The 21,227-nt window shown below is 40.3% G+C and carries 8 protein-coding genes; all 8 read right to left on the bottom strand.

Features of this window, described 5'->3' with window-relative positions:
- Window positions 1–20: 20 nt before the first annotated feature.
- The 8 genes from ESV85_RS04040 to ESV85_RS04005 all read right to left on the bottom strand — a co-directional run bounded on the left by ESV85_RS04040 (window position 21) and on the right by ESV85_RS04005 (window position 21,225).
- Window positions 21–1,676 (bottom strand): flavin monoamine oxidase family protein, encoded by a 1,656-nt coding sequence (locus tag ESV85_RS04040; protein ID WP_146914941.1) that lies wholly within the window; start codon window positions 1,674–1,676, stop codon window positions 21–23.
- Between the two features lie 25 nt (window positions 1,677–1,701).
- Complete coding sequence (locus ESV85_RS04035) at window positions 1,702–3,450, bottom strand: thiamine pyrophosphate-binding protein (protein WP_146914939.1); 1,749 nt, start codon at window positions 3,448–3,450, stop codon at window positions 1,702–1,704.
- Window positions 3,451–4,117: 667 nt separating this feature from the next.
- A complete protein-coding gene (locus ESV85_RS04030; RefSeq protein WP_146914938.1) occupies window positions 4,118–7,642 on the bottom strand; it encodes an ATP-binding protein in 3,525 nt (1,174 codons plus the stop codon).
- A 1-nt stretch (window position 7,643) separates the two neighbouring features.
- On the bottom strand, window positions 7,644–14,144 hold the full coding sequence (locus ESV85_RS04025) for an ATP-binding protein (RefSeq protein ID WP_146914937.1): 6,501 nt from the start codon (window positions 14,142–14,144) through the stop codon (window positions 7,644–7,646).
- Window positions 14,141–18,025 carry a two-component regulator propeller domain-containing protein gene (locus ESV85_RS04020; RefSeq protein ID WP_146914936.1) on the bottom strand — a complete coding sequence of 1,295 codons (3,885 nt, stop codon included), beginning with the start codon at window positions 18,023–18,025 and terminating at the stop codon, window positions 14,141–14,143. The genes ESV85_RS04025 and ESV85_RS04020 overlap by 4 nt, the downstream gene beginning before the upstream one ends.
- Before the next feature lie 775 nt (window positions 18,026–18,800).
- Entirely contained in the window at window positions 18,801–19,079 is a 279-nt protein-coding gene (locus tag ESV85_RS04015) for a hypothetical protein (protein WP_191321900.1), read from the bottom strand.
- Between the two features lie 431 nt (window positions 19,080–19,510).
- Window positions 19,511–20,230, bottom strand: a complete 720-nt coding sequence (locus ESV85_RS04010; RefSeq protein WP_146914934.1) for a hypothetical protein — start codon at window positions 20,228–20,230, stop codon at window positions 19,511–19,513.
- Between the two features lie 251 nt (window positions 20,231–20,481).
- Window positions 20,482–21,225, bottom strand: coding sequence for a hypothetical protein (locus tag ESV85_RS04005; RefSeq protein WP_146914933.1), 744 nt, complete (start codon window positions 21,223–21,225; stop codon window positions 20,482–20,484).
- Window positions 21,226–21,227: the final 2 nt, after the last annotated feature.

Raw genomic sequence — 21,227 nt, 5'->3', positions numbered from 1 at the left:
AGTTGAGTTTATTTGAGCTATTAGATAGATTGTGCAAATGAGTCGTCAGCGAATGCAGGTAGTCTAAAGCCCTTTTGCATTACATAATCACTCATGATCAATGCGCCTTCCACCCATCCTTGCTCAGGTGACCAAGATTCATTGCAGACGAAAAGATTGGTTGCTGGTGAATAAATAGTAGGATATACGTCGGTTAGGTCATTAACATTGATTTTGTATTGATGATAGCCAAATCCATAAGGTGCTTGACCCCAAACGCGATAGGTACTCAACACCGGATCAGGGATCTCTGTATTTTCATCCACACCAAATAGCAATTTGATTTGCTTCATCATCTCATGAACAAGAGCCTTAGAAGCAGGAGCTGTACCTGCAGGGTTTTGAGGAAAATCCTCTGTTTGATACATTTCTCCTATATTCTGCATTTCCTTCCAGAAATTTCCTCGGATGTAATCGGTGTATTGCGTCAAAGCTGCAGGCCCATTGTAGGTTTTGTCATGTTCTGGATCCGCAGGATATTGAGAAAAGGTATACACCGAACCCAAAGGAAGGTCTGTGAAATTTGGCCCATTGGTTAGGTTGATCGATGGATTCTCGTGCCACCAACGCTCTTTAAAATAAAGTCCAACTTTGGTCAACTCCATATTTTGGACACTGTTAACTGCACGCATAAATTCCGCATTGGTTGCCAAGAGGTCAGTGGTTTTTGCCAGCTCTTTCATAGGTTTCTTTGGAATTGCCAAAATCACCTGCGGAGCAGTATAGCTTTGTTGGACACCTGTAGCTGTGAACACTCCTCCGATTTCTGTGATTGAGGTAATAGTCTCGTTGAGAATAATTGTCCCTCCTGCTCCTTCGATGGATTTGGCTAAAGTATTTGGCAAGGATTGAAACCCATCTCCAAGAGTTTTAAAATGAGTAGTCTTGGGATCCGGAAAATCAAACAGAATCTGAAGGCCCTCACCTGCATTGATAAAATCCTGAAATGGGCCCATAAAGCCCATTATGTGACTAAGCATTTCAATACATTCCTCTGTCATTCCATAATTCCTCAGGATACTCCAAAAGCCCCATTTATTGATACAGACTGGGCAACCTTCAAAGTCTTTATAAGTGCAATTATTTCTGAAATTTGCCCAGGCAGCAGGAGAGGATGGGTTTTTGGTCATCCCATTTTGCTTTAGGATGTCGTCCATTACCTCTTGAAGGATATCAGATGGTTTTTTCCCTTGTTCATTTGGTCCTAATGTGAAAACCTCAGACCAAATTTGATAATTGTTTGCTTTGGACTCTCCTAGAGTGAATGATCGGCCTCGAGTGTAGTATCGGTTATTATCATCACCCATTACAAAATCGACAGGATTAAGCAGAGGCACAGGAAATTCTTTATTTAGTGCATTGATCAGATTCCAAAGATGTTCCATTCCGCTTCCTTCAGGAACGAAGCGCATACCTCCCTCTTCGTCATGCACAGTGTGACATACTCCGTCATTTCCTATGATATCGACAAATGTAGTCTCTAGCCTCCCTCCGACTTGACCCATTTTTTCTACCACAGTGACATTTCTTCCTGGAGTTGTTTTTAATAATCTCCAAGCTGCAAAAAGTCCACTCATTCCACCTCCTACAATTAGGACATCTGGACTGTTGATCGATTTATTTGATTTATTGCTCATTAGAAAAATAGATAAAAAGGTTAAATTATTTATTTACAAAAAGACTCCAAGCAGCAGGATAATCACGCTCATCCAAGTTGATAGAAACCATATAGGTAGAAGTAGGATCGTTGGTCATTGTCAATAGGAGTGTTTGAAGGTCTCCAACTGTATTGACTACTGCACTTTTTGCATTGGGTGCATTATTCGAAAATCCCTTCATCAGGCTCACGTAATCCCATTCCTGAAGGATATTTGCCTCTTCAAATGTAGCAGTTGACCCAGTCTTATACGGTGCAGGATTCAGTAGCATTTGCTCCACTCCATACACTTTGTTGTTCAAGACAAAGACGACGGTATTACACTTCTCCATCACCATCGTAGAGACTGCCTGGCAAGTAAGTTTAAATGCACCATCTCCAACGATCACAAAAGGTCTCATTCCTTCCGTAAAAGATGCTCCCAAACCTGCCGGAACGCTCCAGCCGATTGATGCCCAGATGTTTTGAGCTAAGAAACTATTGGCTTTGCTTATTTTCAAAGAAGAGGAACCTCCAAATGAAGAAAGTCCAATATCAGCTACAATAAGATTGTTTTCTGTTATGTTTTCATTCAATAATTGGAAGAAGTAATCATAGGTAATTTTACTGCTGGAAGAAGGAGAAGCAGGTGGGGATGGAGGGCAGGGTTGCTCCCAGGTAGAGTTGCAACCTTTTGCTTGGATAAGTGCCATTACTCCATCTATAAGATGCTCTAATGAAACCTGTACATATAAATTCTCCCCATCCTTTACCATGTTTCGGGAGGCGAAAACCGGAGAAATATTTCCTGTTTCTGTGCTTGAGGATCCAAACATATTTAGATCTGTGTTCCAAATGCCTAGTCCCACGACAGAGGTAGATTCGTTTAGATATTGTTTGGTATAATCATTCGTAAATACTGCATCATACATACCTAAAAACCAGGGGTTGTTCTCTGATACTACAGCTTTCCCCAAAAAAGAACTTAAAAATGGAGCTCCAACGGCCTGTTGCAGTGCGGTAAATTTTGCTTGAAGCCTTTTAGTTGCAATCTCCTTTCCAATCCAGAGAATTGGCTTGCCAGTACATAATTGTGTATAGACTGCATTCGCTGCATTATTAACAGCATTGACAATCTGGGTTGCATATTTATTTGGAGGCGATGCAGCAGCCATTTGTTCTAGTACAGCTAGAGGTTCATATTCGGGTACAGGCAGCAAGGAACCCTGAGGATCGGCGCATGGCATGTAATAGCAATCCTCCATGATTTCAATTGCTACCGGTTTACTCTGGCTGATACATGCTGTAATTGCGGCATCGATTTGAGCAGGTGCGGTCATTGGATTTGAAATCCGTTCAAAAGCTACCGTGACAGGGGAGTAAACGGTTCTGTTGGTGTCCTCAGTGCTGACATTGTGATGGTATAGCTCTCCGGCGTTGATTTCATCCATTAGCTTGGTATTGCTAAGGGTACCGATGATTGCCACCACCGGGATATTTTCTACAAAAGATCCTCCAATTGCATTGAGTAAACTGAATGATCCTACCCCAGTGGTAACCGCAACTGCTCCGAGACCATTTGCTCGGGCATATCCGTCAGCTGCATATCCTGCGTTTAACTCGTTACAATTACCGATGCGTTTAAGTGTCGTTTGGGTATCAATGATTTCCAAAAGATCGCTGGTATAATCTCCAGGAACGGAAAAAATGTGGGAAACGCCTAACTGCTGCAACCTTGTTGCTAGATAGGTCCCGACTGAAGTTTGAGTGGGCATAGAGTGTAGATTTTCAAAAGATTAAATAAAATATAAAATTAAAATAATAGTTAGCTTGGCTTAAAAGTTATTCTATTGCTGACTACAGGATTTGTTTTATGAAAATATAATTTTATGAATTATCAATTTCTGAAAATCACTTAAAAGAAAAAAGAGAAAAACTGACCTTTTAAGTACCCAAAAACAAAACCTGCTTTTTAATTTACAAAATTCTATTTTAAAAATAATGTATACTTCTGAGATTTTCTGTTGATTGAGTAAAGTCTTTTGAATGAGCCTCTTAGAAATACTTAGTTTTAGGAAAGAGCGGTTGATTCGATTTTAAATCAAACAAGTTGTATTCTATTAAATAAATTTATTAATCCTTAGAATGTGATCTAAATTATAAAAATATCAATTGTAAATATTGATATTTTTATAAGAAAGGATTAGATAGGAAAGCAGCCTATTTCGCATTCAGTCATATTATTAAAAAAACGATTTCGTAATATTCTAATAGTATTAATCATGCCTTCTGAATGCTACTCTTCCATAATTTCATCTAACCTTAAGCCGTAACAATTAGTGATAAGCTGGCTAGAAAATGTGTTTTATTAATTGCATTTGGGCGCTTATATTTTTTAATACAGGTAACCTAACTTGTGTAAAAGAAGTAGGTTTTTCAGGCCTATAGAAATTTATCCTTTTTAGGTTCAATGGGAAGAAAAATACTAAAAATAGTTCCTGTGGCATTTAGACTTTCTTCTCCAGCAGGAGGGCTTTCCACCTTCAATTCCCCTCCATGTGCCTTGACGATATCATAGCTCAAAGACAAGCCAAGTCCAGTTCCAGAACCTGTCGGTTTTGTGGTAAAGAAAGGCTGGAAGATTTTTTCTTTGATGGAGTCGGGGATGCCGGAGCCGTTGTCTTGGACGGAGATTTGAACCCCTAAATCCCCTGAAGGGGACTTGGTCATCGTTGTTTTGACAGATACTTCTGGTTTATAGCCTTCTCCACCTTCAGGGGGCTTGGGGGTTGATTTCGCTTTCTCGTAAACGGTGTAAAATGCATTGTTCACTAGGTTGAGTATCACTCGCCCAATATCCGAAGCCACCACATTTACTTTAGGCAAGTCTGGATCAAGCTCTAACTTGAAGTCTGCGTTAAAGCTTTTGTCTTTCGCTCGAAGTCCGTGGTAGGAGAGACGCACAAATTCATCTGCCAAAGCATTAAGATTAGTGAGCGATTTTTCACTTTTATTTGCCCGGCTATGCTCGAGCATTCCCTTCACAATCGCGTCTGCCCGCTTGCCGTGGTGAGTAATTTTAGCTGAATTTTCCCCCAAGTCCTTTAAAATTGATCTGGTCTCGGTAATGGCTCCTTTATCCAATTCTTCAATAGCCTCCTCGACCAGTTCTCTATTTATATCCGAGAAATTATTTACAAAATTCAATGGGTTCTGGATCTCATGAGCGATGCCTGCGGTCAGTTCTCCAAGTGAAGCCATCTTTTCAGATTGGATAAGTTGGGCTTGAGTGGATTTGAGGTTTTCTAAGGATTGATTGAGCTCTGAGGTTCTGTTTGTGACTTCTTTTTCAAGTAGGATTTTTTCATCTTTCAAGCGCTTTGTTCTCCAGCTAATAAATCCAAAAATTGCACTGGAAAAGAGTATTGCATAGCTAACATAGGCCCACCAGGTACGGAACCATGGTGCACGTACGGTGAAAGGATAAGAGATCTCACTCCAGTTGCCGCCGGTATTCAAAGCTTTTAACTGAAAAGTATAGCGGCCCTCCGGCAGGTTACCGAAGTTGGCCTCTTTTTTAGTGCTTAAAGGGCTCCATCGATCATCATAGCCTTCCAGCCTGTATTGATATCGTATCGACTTTCCATAGGTTGGCGAAACGCTGGCAAATTCAAAGCTGATCGTGTTGTTTGTATACGGAAGGTTTAGATTGACAGGTACAAAATCAGGAGCAGGAACTGAGTCGAAGCTAAGCTCTCCAAAGGTGTCAAATTGGACTTCAAGTTGTTCGCCACTAAGCCGTTCTTTAAACTTTAATCCCATTTCATTAATGGTAGCCATACTATCTGTTTTAGCCCAGGAAGGGGAAAGGCTAAGCCAGCTTACCGACTGATTATTGATCTGGATATTTTTTATATAGGGGGTAGTCTCTGGTATATCGCTTAAGGCCGGGTAATTAAAAAGAAATAAATTCGGAGCAGTACCCCAGACCCTACCTTTAATGTCGGGTTTAGGCTCAGAAATTGGACCTATAGAAAAACCGGTTAAATAATTATACTGTAGAAATCCCGGATTTTCATCATTGAGTTGATCAAAATCGAGAGAAACCAAACCGGATATAGTACCAAACCAAAGTACATTATTGACAGTGTCAGGATTAATGACTCCTACTAAATTTGCCAAGCCATCCTGGGCATCAAAAGAACTCAACGTAGTATTCGTTATTCGGGCGTTACCATAGTCTATGCCTACCCAGATATTTCCCAGAGGATCTTCTGTTAATCGATTGATTTTATTACTTACCAATCCTGTTTTTGTGCTTAATTTAAAAAATTGTTCTCCATCATATTTATAGAGTCCTTCATCTCCCGTTCCATACCAGCGGTTACCCTTGGTATCTACTAAAAAAGCACGAAGAATAAAATCTGGTAGAAAGTCCTGTCGTGTTATTTTTTCTCCATCAAACTCAATTGTTGAATTTCCAGAAGTAATCAAAAGCTGCGTGTTATTATTAATACCATGAATCCTGGATGAAAGATCTAGTTTCAATCCCTGTTCCGGCCCATAAAAGGTATAATGGCTGCCATCAAAGCTAACCAACTTCCTTCCCTCAATGCGTTTGTCTATTAGAGTAAACCAAAGGAGGCCATTCCGATCAAATACAGGATTTTGAATAGCGCTATAATTTTCATTTTCAAGTAATTCATGACCGTAAAAAGCTATCCGGTTTTCAAGATATTGACCAAACCCTTTTGAAGTTTGAATCCAAATAACTCCTAATGGATCAGGAATTACGTTAAAAGCCGTGCCTCCATCTGGTATTTCAGGAAAACTTAAATTGCGATTTATTTTGAATACTCCTTCTCTTGGGACAACGGCCCATAAACTTCCTTCCCGGTCAAAGGCAATGGAGTTTACGGTAGAAGTATTACTTATACCCAGGTTTGCTTTGGAGTAATGAAAGAATTTAGAACCATCAAAGTAGGTAATGCCATTAGAAGATGAGAACCAGATATAACCTTGTTCATCTTCTATGACATCCGTAATGTTTACATCTTTATCCAATTCTTTAATTGTATAAAAAGTGATATCGGAGCCATCATATTTGCCGATTTTAGCAGATTCCGTATGGGAATGGAACCAAATATTATCTTTAGAATCTGTAAAAAGGAGATGGTTGCTAACTTCCTCATTTTGTTCAGGTATAGCTTCATAGGAAGTAATGCTTGTCCCGTCATACTGAGAAATTCCCTCACTGGTGGTAATGAGCAAAAGCCCCTCTTTATCCACTAAAAGACCTTCGATCTGATTACTTTTTAATCCGTCATCGGTAGTAAATCGAGTGATCTGGTTATTTTCATAACGAAATAAACCGTTTTCTGCAGAGCCCATCCATATGGAGCCAGCATTATCCTCAATAATTGATCCTACTCCTCCTAGTTCGTTTCCTTCTGCATCCGTGGTGTAAGTAGTAAAAGACCTACCATCAAAAACCGTAATACCATCATTGCTAATCCAGATCTTGCCCTGACTATCCAGTAAAAATTCATTTGCATAAGAATCTTCAAGAAGCCCGTTTGCCCGGTTATACGTGGTAAAGCTAGTCCCATCGAATTTGCTGAGGTTTTCAACGGACAGAAACCACATCGTGCCATCGGATCCTTGTAATACACGATAGGTGATACTTTGGGGTAGGCCATCCAGTGTGGTATAGCGTGTGATATCAGGAATTCCCTCGCCAAATGAAGTAGAGAGTGAGTCATAAATAGGCGCTGCAGCTTTGATTACAGTTGGAGGCTCAAAATCAGACAAGTAGGTAACTACCGGGGCGGGGAATGTATCGCTCACCACTAAACCTGTCACCTCCGTCAAAGAGGTGTCTGTTGTATGCTCTTGCTCCTGTGCACAAGATGCAAGAATCATACTGCCCAATATTCCGATATACCCAACTAAATGCTTTTTTACCATTTCACTTTCCTGTTGTTAAGATGATGCTGAAAACTGTACCAGAACTAAAATCGCTTTCCACTTTCAACTCTCCTCCATGCGCCTTTACGATATCATAGCTCAAAGACAATCCTAAGCCTGTTCCTGAGCCAGTTGGTTTGGTAGTAAAGAATGGTTGGAAGATTTTATCTTTCACCGAGTCTGGGATTCCATTTCCATTGTCTTTTACAGAAAGTTCTACCCCTAAATCCCCTGAAGGGGACTTGATCGCCTTCGTTTTGACGATTACTGTAGGTTCAAAGCCTTCTCCCCCTTTAGTGTGTTGGGGGGTAGATTTGGCTTTTTCGTGAACAGCGTAAAAAGCATTATTGACCAGGTTGAGAATGACTCTGCCGATGTCCTTCCCAATGATATTTATCTTAGGAACCAAAGGGTCTAGTTCCAGCTTAAAGTCTGAGTTGAAGCTTTTGTCTTTGGCGCGAATACCATGGTAGGAAAGCCGTAAGAATTCATCTGCTAGGGCATTGATATCCGTCAGGGTTTTTTCACCAGAACTTGATCGGCTATGCTCCAGCATTCCTTTGACGATGGAGTCTGCTCGCTTGCCATGATGATTGATTTTGATCAGATTTTCTTTGATATCAACAGAGAGCGCTTTCACTTCTTCCATATCACCCTTTTCAATTTCCTCCATCAACTCGTCAAACATTTCACTGCTGACTTCGGAAAAGTTATTCACAAAATTCAAAGGGTTCTGAATCTCATGTGCAATGCCGGCAGTAAGCTCTCCAAGCGAAGCCATCTTCTCGGATTGGATGAGTTGAGCTTGGGTGGATTTGAGTTCGTTAAGTGCTAACTCCGCTTTTACCTTTGCTTCCTTCAATAGTATCAAATCCTTTTCTGCTCTGCGGGCATTTGCTTCGGCGATTTTCAGATCATTAAAACGCGTGAAAGTAAGGTTGAAAACCGAGGCAAAACGGGCCAAAAGTGCAATAGTAGTGGCAGGAGGAAGCGTAGGGGTTGTTAACATCAACATCCCTTTGGAAAAGAATGCTGCTGACTGCACTCGCTGATCTTGAAGCAGGTTTTTATCAAATGGAATTCCTATTTCATTTTCGCAATAGCTGACCCAACTCTGAAGCTCCTGTCCTTTCAGATCAACTGTCAAAGTTTCTTTTTCTTGCTTCCAAGCCAGATAAAGTTTGTTGATGACTGTTGGCTCATGGATGCTAGCTTCAAAGCGGGTTTTGATGATGTTTCCGCCTTGTTCAGTAGACCAAAACTCCACATTTTGATTTTCTTCGGAGACAATTCCAATATTGATTCGCTCGTGATCCACTCCTAGCGCTATGAGTTGTGCAAAAAGGACCGCAGCTGTTTCGGCCAGCTCATTTGAACTCTGCATCGCTAAGGTTCTTGACCTGACTCTTTCTAAGGAAGACTCAATCTGTGCTTCTCTTGCTTGAGCTTCTGCTTTTTTCAGATCTAGGTAACGACGGTAGGTTTGACCAAAAAGAGAACTGAAACGATGTATAATTTGGATTAGATCAGCAGGATATTCACTGGGACTGAAGGCATAGAAAAACCCATGCTCGAAGACAAAACCATAGTGGAACTCTCTTTCTGGCAGTTTTTCTATAGGTATTTGGATTTTATAGTCTGGTGCCTGGTTGAGCATTTGGTAGTAATTGAGCAAGTCCTCTCCCTCCAATACATACGTGTGGAGCGAGACCTGCTCCTTCCAAGCCTTCCGTGCACTTTTCAACAAAGGATGCCAAGACATTTCCAAGTGTCCTATGTGCAGTTTGAATTCCTCGCCATTTTTGGAGGCAGTCCAAAGCTGATTGTTCTCGTTATCATGGTTTAGAATCCCAATCCCAAAGCGGGTTTTTTCATTCACCCCTAAGGCGGTAAGTTCCTCAAACATCATCACGATACACTTCCCAACATCCTCACTGTTGTGCATAGCCATGGTTTGGGCTCGGACTCTTTCCAAGGAAGACTCGATACGTGCTTCTCTTGCTTGTGCTTCTGCTTTTTGAAGGTCGAGAAAACGAGTATAAGTCTGTTCGAATACCTTTGCGAAGCGTTTGAAAACATCATAAGCTTCAGGGTAAGGCTCATAAGTAATGAACAACAGGTAACCTTGTGAGAAAAAAGCACAGTGCGAAATTTGAAATTTTGGCATTTCAAATCCGGCAGCTATAATACCTGCCAATGCTTTTTGGGAGCCGGGAAGACTAAACATATACTTGTAGGTCTCCTCGAGTTCCTGTCCGCCTGACTCCATCACAAACAACTCTTCGCCACGCTGCCTTGCCTCGGAGATTCTTATAAAGAATGGATCTTCTGTGAGTGGTGTGGTAAATGGAGTTAATAGACCACCATCAGCTGCGGCCATCCATTGGGTTATAGCTTTTTCATCTTTCTCAAAAATATTAAATCCGCAGGCCCAAGGACGCATACCCAAAGCTTGCATTTGTTTAAACATCTCGATGGATGTCTCAGCTAATTCAGAACTGTTCTGCATGGCCATGGTTCTGCTTCGGACTCTTTCCAAAGCAGCCTCAATCTGCGCTTCCCTTGCCTGGTCTTCTGATTTTTGGAGATCAAGGAAACGGGTGTAGGTCTGTTCGAATACATTTGCGAAACGGATGAATATATCATGTGCTTCAGGACATGGTTCATAGGTGATAAACATGAGGTTGCCATGCTTAAAATTTGCAAGATGGTTGATCTGAAATGTTGGTAGTGGGAGCCCCTCCTGTGCTGCGTTTTCGAAAACTTCTTTAATTCCGGGAAGTGTGAAAAAATACCGGTAGTGTGCTTCCAAGGCTTCTCCTTCTAAAACATCAACAAATAGCTTATCCCCCCTGTCTCTCGACTCCTGAAAGTGGATAAATGCAGCTTCTTCAGTAAGTGGAATTTTAAATCCTTCCAGCAAAAAGTTTTCAGAACCACCACCCATGTAAGAGGTAAAAACTGAATCGCCTTGCTCCCAAATATTAAACCCACAACTCCAGGGTGGCACACCTAAGGTTTGTATCTGTTGAAATAATAAGGTGGCCGCACTAGTCAATTCACTACTATGCTGCATGCCCATAGTCCTGCTCCTCACTCGTTCCAAGGCTGCTTCAATTTGTGCTTCCCTTGCCTGTGCTTCTGCTTTTTGGAGATCAAGGAATCGGATAAAGGACTGTTCAAAAACTTTGACAAAACGAATCAGAATTTCCTTTTCACCTTCGGATGGCAAATCACCTTGAATGGAAGGAATCATAATAGCAGAGTTTTTAGACCAGGCCCAGGCAATACCATGGCTTTCACTCTCTAAAATGAGTTTTTTGTAATCATCGGGCAGTTGCCGGTAATCGGAATGCTCAAAGGCATGTTTGAAAAAGGCGTTTTTCACATCAAATGAAAACACTTTCGAAAAATAACTATCTCCCCGGTTTTTCGAGGCCCAAGCTTCATCGTATAATTCATCTTTGAAATAGGGCAATAAAAAAGCTGTAGAAGGGTTAGCTGGATTTTCGCTTGCTGTCCAATGCAACACATCTTTAGAATCCTGAAAGTAGGTACAAATTACAGCGCCCCATGTGTCAAGGATTACACCTGTGTTCTTCAACTCTTCGGCAACTACCCTTACCACTTCCTGTAATTCATCTGTTTTATACATCGCCAAGGATCGTGAACGTATTCGCTCCAAAGCGGCTTCTATCTGCGCCTCTCGAGCTTGGGCTTCTGCCTTTTGAAGATCTAAGAAGCGGGTATAGGTTTGTTCAAAAACTTTTGCAAAGCGTTTGAAAACCTCATGCATTTCAGGATAATGCTGATAGGTGATGAAAATTAAATTACCGTAGGCAAAATTGGCAATGTGGTCTATTTGAAAAGTTGGTAATTCGAAACCAGCGTCCAGCATGCTTTGTAATAAATCGCCAACACTGGGAAGTGAAAGCATGTAAGCGTAATGATCTGCTTGTATTTCACCTTCTTTTTCATAAATGAGAAGCTCTTCCCCTCGATTTCTAGATTCGTCAAATTTTCGAAAAATGGGATGTTCTACTAAAGAGATTTTGCATGGAGAAGGGAATATAATGCCATCTGGGCTTCCCGGATAATAGGTCAATTCGGTATCGCCTTTTTCCCAGATGTTGAAACCGCAATTCCATTGAGGAACGCCTAATGCTTTTACCTGCTGGAATAAAACCGTTGCAACTTCCAGCAATTCGGAACTTCTATGCATGGCCATGGCCCTTGCTCTAACTCTTTCTAAGGCTAATTCTATTTCCGCTTCTCTTGCTTGTGCTTCTGATTTTTGAAGATCTAGGAATCGGGTGTAAGCCTGATTGAATGCACCAGCCATTTTCAATACGATGGTTTTGGTGTCTTCGCTAGGTGGACTGACTAGATCGATACCCAGTAATCCATTGGATATTCTACAGCAAGCTGTCCATTGATGGGTTAACATCCCAGTTGATAAAGCTTCACGAACAATTTTGGCAATAGCCGGGTCAATTTCGTCAAACTCGTAAACAGCCTTCTCGAGTTTTTCAAGAGGGTAATCGGCGACGAAGTAATCCAGGTCAGTTTGAAGTAGCGTTTTAAATGGAAATCCAAGCATTTCATGCTTGTTGGAGTCGAATTGTAGCGTATAACTACTTTGGTCTGCAGTATTTCCAGGACTTGAAAAATCCCAGGCTTTTACCCATCCTTTCTCATCGATCAGATAAAAAGTAACACCAGTGAGGCCTTGAATCTGAAGCCATTTAAGTTGAGAGAGTATTTCTTTATTTACCTTGTCGAGGTCATCAGGATGATGCATAGCCATGGACTGTGCTCTCACACGTTCAATTGCAACTTCTATCTGTGCTTCTCTTGCTTGTGCTTCTGCTTTTTGAAGATCTAGGAAGCGGGTGTAGGACTGTTCGAAGACTTTTCCGAAGCGTTTAAGAATATCATTTTCTTCTTCTGAGAACTTATTACCCAGCTGATTGATGATAAAAATACTGGTATGCAATGACACAGAACAAGATCTGGTATAGCCCCCAGGACTTGAGAGAATTTCTTTTTTTTCATTGGCCTTCAGATTAGACCATGGCTCTTTTGTAAACAAAAAAGTAAAGAATTCCTTTTTCTCCTCTTGCGTAAACTCTTCAGTAAAAAAGGCTGGTCCGCCTTTTAGCCCCTTGACCAAATTCGTGTAAAAAGGCTTATCAAAATAAGGTATATGAACCTCGTCTGAAGTATCGGCTGTTCCACCGGCTCCCCAGCAATGAAGCTCATCTTCAATTTCACTGTTTATGGCAATAAATGATCCGCCGAAAATGCCAATTTCCAACTTAATTAATTCCTGATGTACGGTATGGATTACATCTTGCAATTCTGAGGTAGCATGCATAGCCAAGGACCGAGATCTAACTCTTTCCAGAGCTAATTCGATTTCAGCTTCTCTGGCTTGCGCTTCGGCTTTCTGCAAATCCAAAAATCTAGTATATGCCTGATTAAAAACGTTGGCGAAGCGTATAAAAATAGCGTGCGCTTCAGGTACTGGCTTGTAAGTAATAAATAGCAAATGACCATGGTTGAAAAATGCGATGTGGTCAATCTGCCTTTCGGGAAGTGGGACTCCAGAGTTATATAATTCCGTTAAAGCATCCCCGAGTACCGGTATGGTTTTGAGGTAGTCATAGTGTTCTTTGATGACATCCGGGCCGAAATCCTGAATAAATAGGGGGTTCCCTTTTTTACTTTCCTCATAGTATTTGAGGAAAACTTTTTCTCTGGGAGTTTTGTAGAAAGGGAGTAAACCTCCCATAGAAGTGAACCATTCTAAATCCCAAGGTTTCTCACTGGTAGTTTTCTCATCGTATATATGAAAAGCGCAGCCCCAATTCTCTATACCTAGTTTTCTGATTTCTGCTTCTAGTAATACAGACGCCTCAGCCAATTCCTCACTTTTTTGCATAGCGAGTGATCGGCTCCTTACTTTTTCCAGTGAGGCTTCTATCTCCAGTTCACGGTTTTTGACAGTAAGTTCAGAGGTCCGCTGATCCACTGCCTCTTGGAGACGTTTATTTTCTGCTTTGAGTGCATCTGCAGCAAAAGCTTCTCCTTCAGTGGCCTTCATATCCGGATAAGACCCGTGCTGATGTAAAGCAATCCAGCCAGTATCCGTTTTTGACAAAAGGGAGGACATTCGAAAAGGGCCGTAGTAGGTCCATTCTCCTTCTATTTTCACATAGAGATCAGTGAATTCATTGACCATCACATAGTCACCATAGGGAAGTACTTCTATTTCTCTATTTCGGATCTCCGCTTGACCGACCATCTGACCAAAGATAGCGTGACTGTAATCCAGAATTTCCTGTTTGCTATGCCAGATCTCTTCTTTGGTGCCCCCGATATTATAGTAATCCTCTGCTATAAAAGTAGACCAGAGGTTAAAATCGCCTTTTATATAGGTCTTCCAGTAGGTATCAAGCCATTGGGCTAGCTCTGCTTTTAATGCTTCAGTGATTTTCATGCGAATCTATCTTTGATCGGTAAAAAGATGATCATTTCTGTGCCTTCTCCTTCTATGCTTTTCACTCTCAGATCTCCGCCGTGAGCCTTGATGATATCGTAGCTCAGAGATAGTCCAAGCCCGGTGCCGCTACCAGTAGGTTTGGTGGTAAAGAAAGGTTGGAAAATCTTGTCTTTAATGGCTTTGGGGATTCCTCCGCCATTATCTTCTACGGCTATTTCTACCCCACCTGTATTCCCTGCTAGGTCTACTAATCTTGACCGTACGATTACTTTTGGTTTGTAATCTCCCAGATCGCCATCCTTGTTTTTGAGGTCTTTGGACTTACTATCCACAGCGTAGAAGGCGTTATTAATTAGGTTCAGAATTACTCTACCTATATCCTGACTTACCACATCCACCTTAGGAAGGGTAGGCGCTAATTCTGTTGAGAAATCAGCATTAAAACTTTTATCTTTTGCACGCAAGCCGTGATAGCTCAGTCGTAGAAATTCATCAGCAAGTGCATTGAGATTGGTAGGTTGTACATCACGTGTATTTACGCGGCTATGCTCCAGCATTCCCTTTACTATAGAGTCAGCTCGCTTCCCATGATGGTTGATCTTCGTAAGGTTTTCTTTCAGGTCGTTGGATATCTCTATTGCTAGCTGGGTGTTTCCCTGAGCCAATTCCTCCTGCATCTCATCGATCAATTCGACGCTGACTTCGGAGAAGTTATTCACAAAATTCAGAGGGTTCTGAATCTCATGGGCAATTCCTGCGGTAAGCTCTCCCAGTGATGCCATCTTTTCGGATTGGATCAGCTGCGATTGGGTAGCTTTTAATTTGGTGTAGGCTTTCTCGATTTCTTTGGATTGTGCTACTTCCCGCTCCAAACTTTGAGATCGCTCCATCACTCGAATTCTTCTTTTCAATTCGGAGTAAGCCATAAAAATTACTAGCACAAGTGCTATTAGGTAAAGTGTATAAGCCCACCAGGTTTTCCACCATGGAGGAAGAATTGTAACCAGAAGAGAAGTGCCCTCTTCGTTCCAAACTCCATAGGCATTAGAAGCTATGACTTTGAAGGTGTAGGTACCAGGTTCGAGATTAGTATAGGAAGCAAAGTTTCGATTATCATATATCCAATCTTCATCCAGCCCTTCCATCATGTGAGCGTATTGATTTTTGGAAGGATTGGCATAGTGAAGTGCAGCAAATTCGAAGCTGAGATCATTCTGATCGTATCTGAGTGTGATGGCTTTAGTGGAAAGAAGGTCTTCATCCAGTGGAGAATCTTCTCTCATATCATACACTGAGCGATTGGAAATCGAAAGATTCGAGATGATTACAGATGGTGGAACTTTGTTTGATGCGATGGTAGAAAATGTGGTTAGGCCATGATCACCACCAAAATAAAAATCACCATTCGGGGTTTTGTCAGAAGCTAGTGACAGGAATACATCACCACCGATTCCATCGTCTTCATTGTAATTGATAAAGGTTACTTTATTCAGAGATTCATTTCGGATCATTTGGATCAGACCATTCTTGGAAGAGAGCCACATTTCACCGTTTTCGCCTGGAAGGATAGTTTCCAAAAAGTTGGTAGGCAAGCCATCTTCTTCTGTGTATTTGGTGATTTCGCCAGTATTGGGATCCAGGATATTGATACCTCCATAGGTAGCCATCCAGACTAGTCCATTTTCATCTTCAAATACATCATTGACTTGTATGCTGCTTAACGTAGTAGGGTCAAGCGGATCACTGGTGTAGTATTTGACTGCATTTGTCTCAGGATCTATTTGGGTTAAACCAGCATTTAAACTTGCTATCCAGATGTATTTCTTACCTATTTCAATATCGGAGATATTAGGATCCTGAATGACTATTTCAGCATTTTGTTCATTGATATTTACCACTTTTGCCTGGCTTTCCGCTTGGTTTTCCTGCTTGAAAAGCGCAACTCCATACAGTGGAAGAAACTCAGGTTCTGGGGCATTCCAACTATTGTAGTGATGGCTATCATCGGAAGAATATCGCAGGGAATAGGTTCCGGGAGAAAGTTCAAGTTGGGTGATTTGCATTCGATTCTTTGGAGTGCCTCCGGCGAAGAAACTTTCTCCAAATGATTCCATACCGGCGATAGTCTCACCAGAAGGATTCTTCAGCCAACCAAAATCAGCCATACTGCCAAGATCACCTTCGCCAACTGTCACTAAGAAATAGGTAGCCTTTTCTGTGATTTCTACTTCTTGGGTGAGCTCTTTATTGTCAGTGACCTTATCTATTATGGCCAAGGCTTCATCATTTTCAAGCCAATCTTTCACCTTATTGATAATCTCTTCAGAATAAGTTTTGGCATACTGACTTACCATTTCCTTATATGTTTCTGTTTTTGGGTCAAAAACATCTAAGCCCCCATTCGTACCAATCCAGAGTTTGCCAGTTCGGTCTTCTTTAATCACTCGGACTTGATTATTTATAAGGCTGTTTTTATCCTCGGGATCATTCTTGAAGCGCTTGATTTCATTGTAATCTTTATCCATTTTTATCAAGCCATCCCCCCAAGTCCCCACCCAAATGGTACCATCTTTTTGCTCATATATAGACCGGGCAGAACCTCCGAACATATCCTTATCGGAGGAAAAATTCACTTTTGTGATTGATTTATCGGAATCATCAAAAATATTAATCCCATACCCGCGGGTTCCTATGAATACTTTACCAGGGTTGATGGTAGAAGCAAATAGTCCATAAACACCTCCTGGACTAATTGACTTTGGATCCTCAGCTTTATTGCCGTAAAACTTGAAAGGTTTGTTAATAGGGTCGTATTTAAACAATCCATTAGTTAGTGAACCAAACCAAATAATCCCACTCGAATCAATGAGCATGTGGGTAAAGCGATTAGTCCAGCCACCTGAATTTACTTTTCTATTACCTGGAACGATTACCTCCTGAAATGAATCAGTATTCCCTTCAAACTTCAATACCCCTCTGAAATTATTCAAAATCCAAATATTGCCATCCCGATCCTCTTTGATGGAATTAAGATAGCTATACACATCCTCTAGTGAATAATCATACTGCGTGAGCATTCTTAGCTCCTTAGTGGCTAGGTTATACTTATGAATCTCTAGTCTGCTGGTAATCCAAAGAATCCCGTCTTTATCAAAAAATAGATCAGAAATGCCATTTATTGTAGAGTTAAAGTCAACAAATTGGCCAAATTCTATAGGTTTAAACCCTGCTCCCCCTTTAGGAAAATGCATTAATCCGTAGGTAGTAGATCCCGCCCAGATTCCGCCTTCTTTATCTTCTAATATCGGTAAGCTGACTCCACTTCTCTCATTTTTTGAGCCCTCGACCTCATAAGGTGCCAGAACCCAAGTGTCATTCACTGGATCATATTGCACGATTTCTTTGGCTAAAGTCGCGGCCCAAATCCTTCCTTGAGAATCTTCAAGTATATTGAATACTCTTCCAGATCCCATTGCTAAATCAAAAAGTTCAACAAAATTATAATTGATAAAGGTATTTGTTGATCGATCATATTTTGTTATACCCATATCACTGGAAATCCACAAATCATGATTTTTATCCTCCTCGATGTCAAAAGTGACATTGTTTTGAAGGGAGTTGGGATTACCTATGGTATTCCGAAAAGTCTTCCAAGTGTAGCCATCATAGCGCTGAATCCCGTTACCTGTTGCCAACCAAATCAAACCATAGCTGTCTTGCATCACATCCATGACTTGAGGCGAAGCGAGCCCATTGGAGATAGAAATTGTTTCTAGTTGAATTTCCTGAGCTTTTATCTGAAAAGTCAACAGAACAAAAAGTGACAGAATAAAAATCTTAATCGTACTAACCTTTGAGCTTATCATTGAATTCTTCATCTATGTAAAAATTTATTGGAGAGAAAAAGGCGACCTTAAACATTAAATACTTACCCTCAAGTAGGATTTTGAATGGCAATGAAAAACTTCCCATAATATCTTAAATTGACAGGCGTGGATTTTATCTCATTAGTAAAAAGAAGGAAAAATGAATCTGGTAAAACTTGCATGTCTACTAAAAATATTACAATTCTAATTAATCACTTATTTATCTGAAAATAAGTGATTACGAAGAGAAATCAATTCAAATCGATGTAAAAAATTGGATTTTTTGAATCTTATGCTTAAAAAAATGAAGCTTATGAAAAGCTTTATTGCTAAACAGATTTACTTACTACTAGTTAAAAGTTTACCTACATTTTTTTCTGCCTTATTATACTAGAAAATTAAATCGAAATATAATTCAGGTACTCCATTTTGCCCTTCTTCAAAACACTTCAGTACCTATTTCCTTGACATTCCTGAGACCTAACTAGTTGATTTATCAAAATATGGAGAACCAAAAATTCCAGATTCTTGACTTAGAATAAAATTCGCTTTAACCTTCCCGAATATTTCGAATTACTTTCCGGGGAAATAGTTAGAGATAAGAGGGGCACCATAAATCGCCTTATGGAGAGCAGTAATAATAGTATATACTACCAAAAAGACTGTTTACTAGCCTATTATCAAAAATTAAATATATGTTTGAGTAATGCTGGATAGACACCCAATTCATCTGAAATCAGTAGTATTAAAACTTTCTTATTTTTTTGCTTCCATAATAATATTCCGTCTAATTTTCTAAAAATTCTTTGATCTGACTTTGGATTATTTCAGCCTGACTAAATCGATTTTCTAATTTGGCGATAGAGTTAAACGACCTTCCAAGATCACCAATCAGGAAAGATTCAAACTCAGGAGATTGGAGAAGTTCTTTGATTTCCGGCTCTGGATTCCTATTCCGTTTATCTTCAATGGATTTTAAGTGTTCATAAAAAAAATGATTGCTTTCTTGGGCCATTACCATCATCGCCGAAGTGTCGGATAGGTAGTTTTTCACATGCTTTGACATCAAGGGCTCAAAATGATTTTCCAAAAAGCGTAAAGTAGAACTGTTGACGCTTTCAAAGAATTAAATTGAAGGGCAATCAGTATCCCTACTGTTACCAAAAATATCTCACTTATGGCATAGGCCAAATACCGGGTGATCTGATTTTGTTGAAGAAGTTTTTGGCGGATTTTTCTAGAAAATGCGATCATATTGATTTCTAGTCCAGTTCACTATTTATAATTTCTTTCACAGATTTTTAGTGTTTACCAATATTGTATTTGAGGTCATTTACATCCTTGGATAGACCAATGCGAAGCTGCTCAAAGATGATTGTTTAAAAGATCTTCTCTTTCCTTTTTTCATTTCAGTTATTCAAGGCATAAGCCCCCAAAATACAATGGTAATCACCAGAATCTCCAAGATGTATTCCGGCCATTTGTCTTAGATTCGTTTTATGGTTCGAGTCTGTTTAGCTCTAGTTCCAAATCATGAATCATAGATTCAACAGAGTTTTTCAGGTTTGCGTAGAAATATTCGATATAGGATCTGGTTCGATTTCGCTGGGTTTTGATAAAATATAAGTACTCCTTGTCCCTTTTGAGGGATTCAAAGTCTATGGGAACCATGGTCCCACTAAAAGTGCTTTCCGAAAAATTAAACCCTGACTCAAAACGTCCAGAGAGCATATGTCTCAGTCCGTACTGTACCTCATCCAGTTCTTCTTTCTCCGCTTGGAGAAAAAGTTCATATTGGGAATCATACAATGAAATCAGTTTGCCACGAATAGCTTGGTTAGAAACGATGTCCAAGCCCTTGGATTTAAGCATTTCAAAGGAACTGGTCGAGTGGACAAAATGAATTGGGAGTAAGGTATAATTGAAATATGAACTCAGGGAATCATGGTAGGTACCATCATTTTCAAGTACCTCAATGATCAGGTTTAAGGATTGAATGCTTTTCTCAAAATCCTTTAAATTAATGTTGATGTCTAGTAAATCTGCCATCAACTCCGTTTTGCATCCTTTCAGGATCTCGATCTCTACCTTTCTTTGGGCCTTATTTTGCCCATAATTATTTAATTCAAAAGCCCCATAGATCCCGATGGTAATCACCAAAATCTCCAGAACATATTCCGGCCATTTTTCTCTGAGGGTGTTAAGTAATCTTTTCATAATGACTTCGCTTTGATCAAATTTTGGAGAGCTTAATTTCTGGATAGAATTTTCTAGATAAAACCCCTGGTTTCATTTGCTTTTAGATTGGCCTCAAATAAAATCTGACCAAAATCTTTCCTCATTAATACTTTGAAAAATTGATTGAGATCATGTGGATACTTACTCTTATCCTGATTGTCAAAAAGGCAATTAACGGCTATTTATACTGGCGCTAGGTAAGTTTATCAATATCCACATTTTCTTAGACTTCATCTAGATTCTAGTTCGGCTATAAGTTCTTCTGCCAGGGCTAGTTGTGATTTATACTCCTGAAGCGAACGTCCCATCATCGTTCGGACTACTGCAACTTTATTGATGAATAGATCCAGCATATTTTTGTCTTGTATTTTGAGATACATTTCTTTGGTAATAGGCCTGTCAAATCGCAATTCTCCCGTTACCTCAAAATTGATGAGTGTAGCGGCAACAGGCACAAGTTCCCATTCTCCTTTTTCGATTATTTCATCCCGAAAGACTGTTTTTTTCAGTTGGTTGTCATAGGCATTCATTTTATTCACAAGCACTTGATTGAAAAACCGGAGTGTCCCCGATGATTTCATTTGGGAATAGGTCCCATCTGTTGGGGAAAAAGGGAAGGTGGTAAAAACCGTCGTCATGCTTTTATAAAAACTCACGGTATCCCAAGAGGCTCTTGGCGTGTGAAGCATCTGAAGGAAATTTTGAATCTGCTCGTCTTTTTCTTGTGAGAATCGTATGGCTTCCTGCAATGCTACCCGATCTTGCTTTAAATCCTCCAGCATGGACTGGGCCAGGACATCAGCACTTTTAGCCTCCACATAGGATTCCCGGAGGTTTTCTACAAAAAACCCAAGGACAATTGCCAAAAACAGCATCAGAAATTCTTTGATATAGGAATTCCAGTTTCGCTTATTCACGTTAATGTGCTGAATTTCGAGACCATCCTGAGCTTTGGTTTTAGATGATTTTGCCATGG

This window comes from Algoriphagus aquimarinus, from assembly GCF_007997215.1.
Lineage (GTDB): Bacteria > Bacteroidota > Bacteroidia > Cytophagales > Cyclobacteriaceae > Algoriphagus > Algoriphagus aquimarinus_A.
The sequence above is the reverse complement of the archived record's forward strand: the minus strand, read 5'-3'. Positions and strand labels throughout refer to the sequence as shown.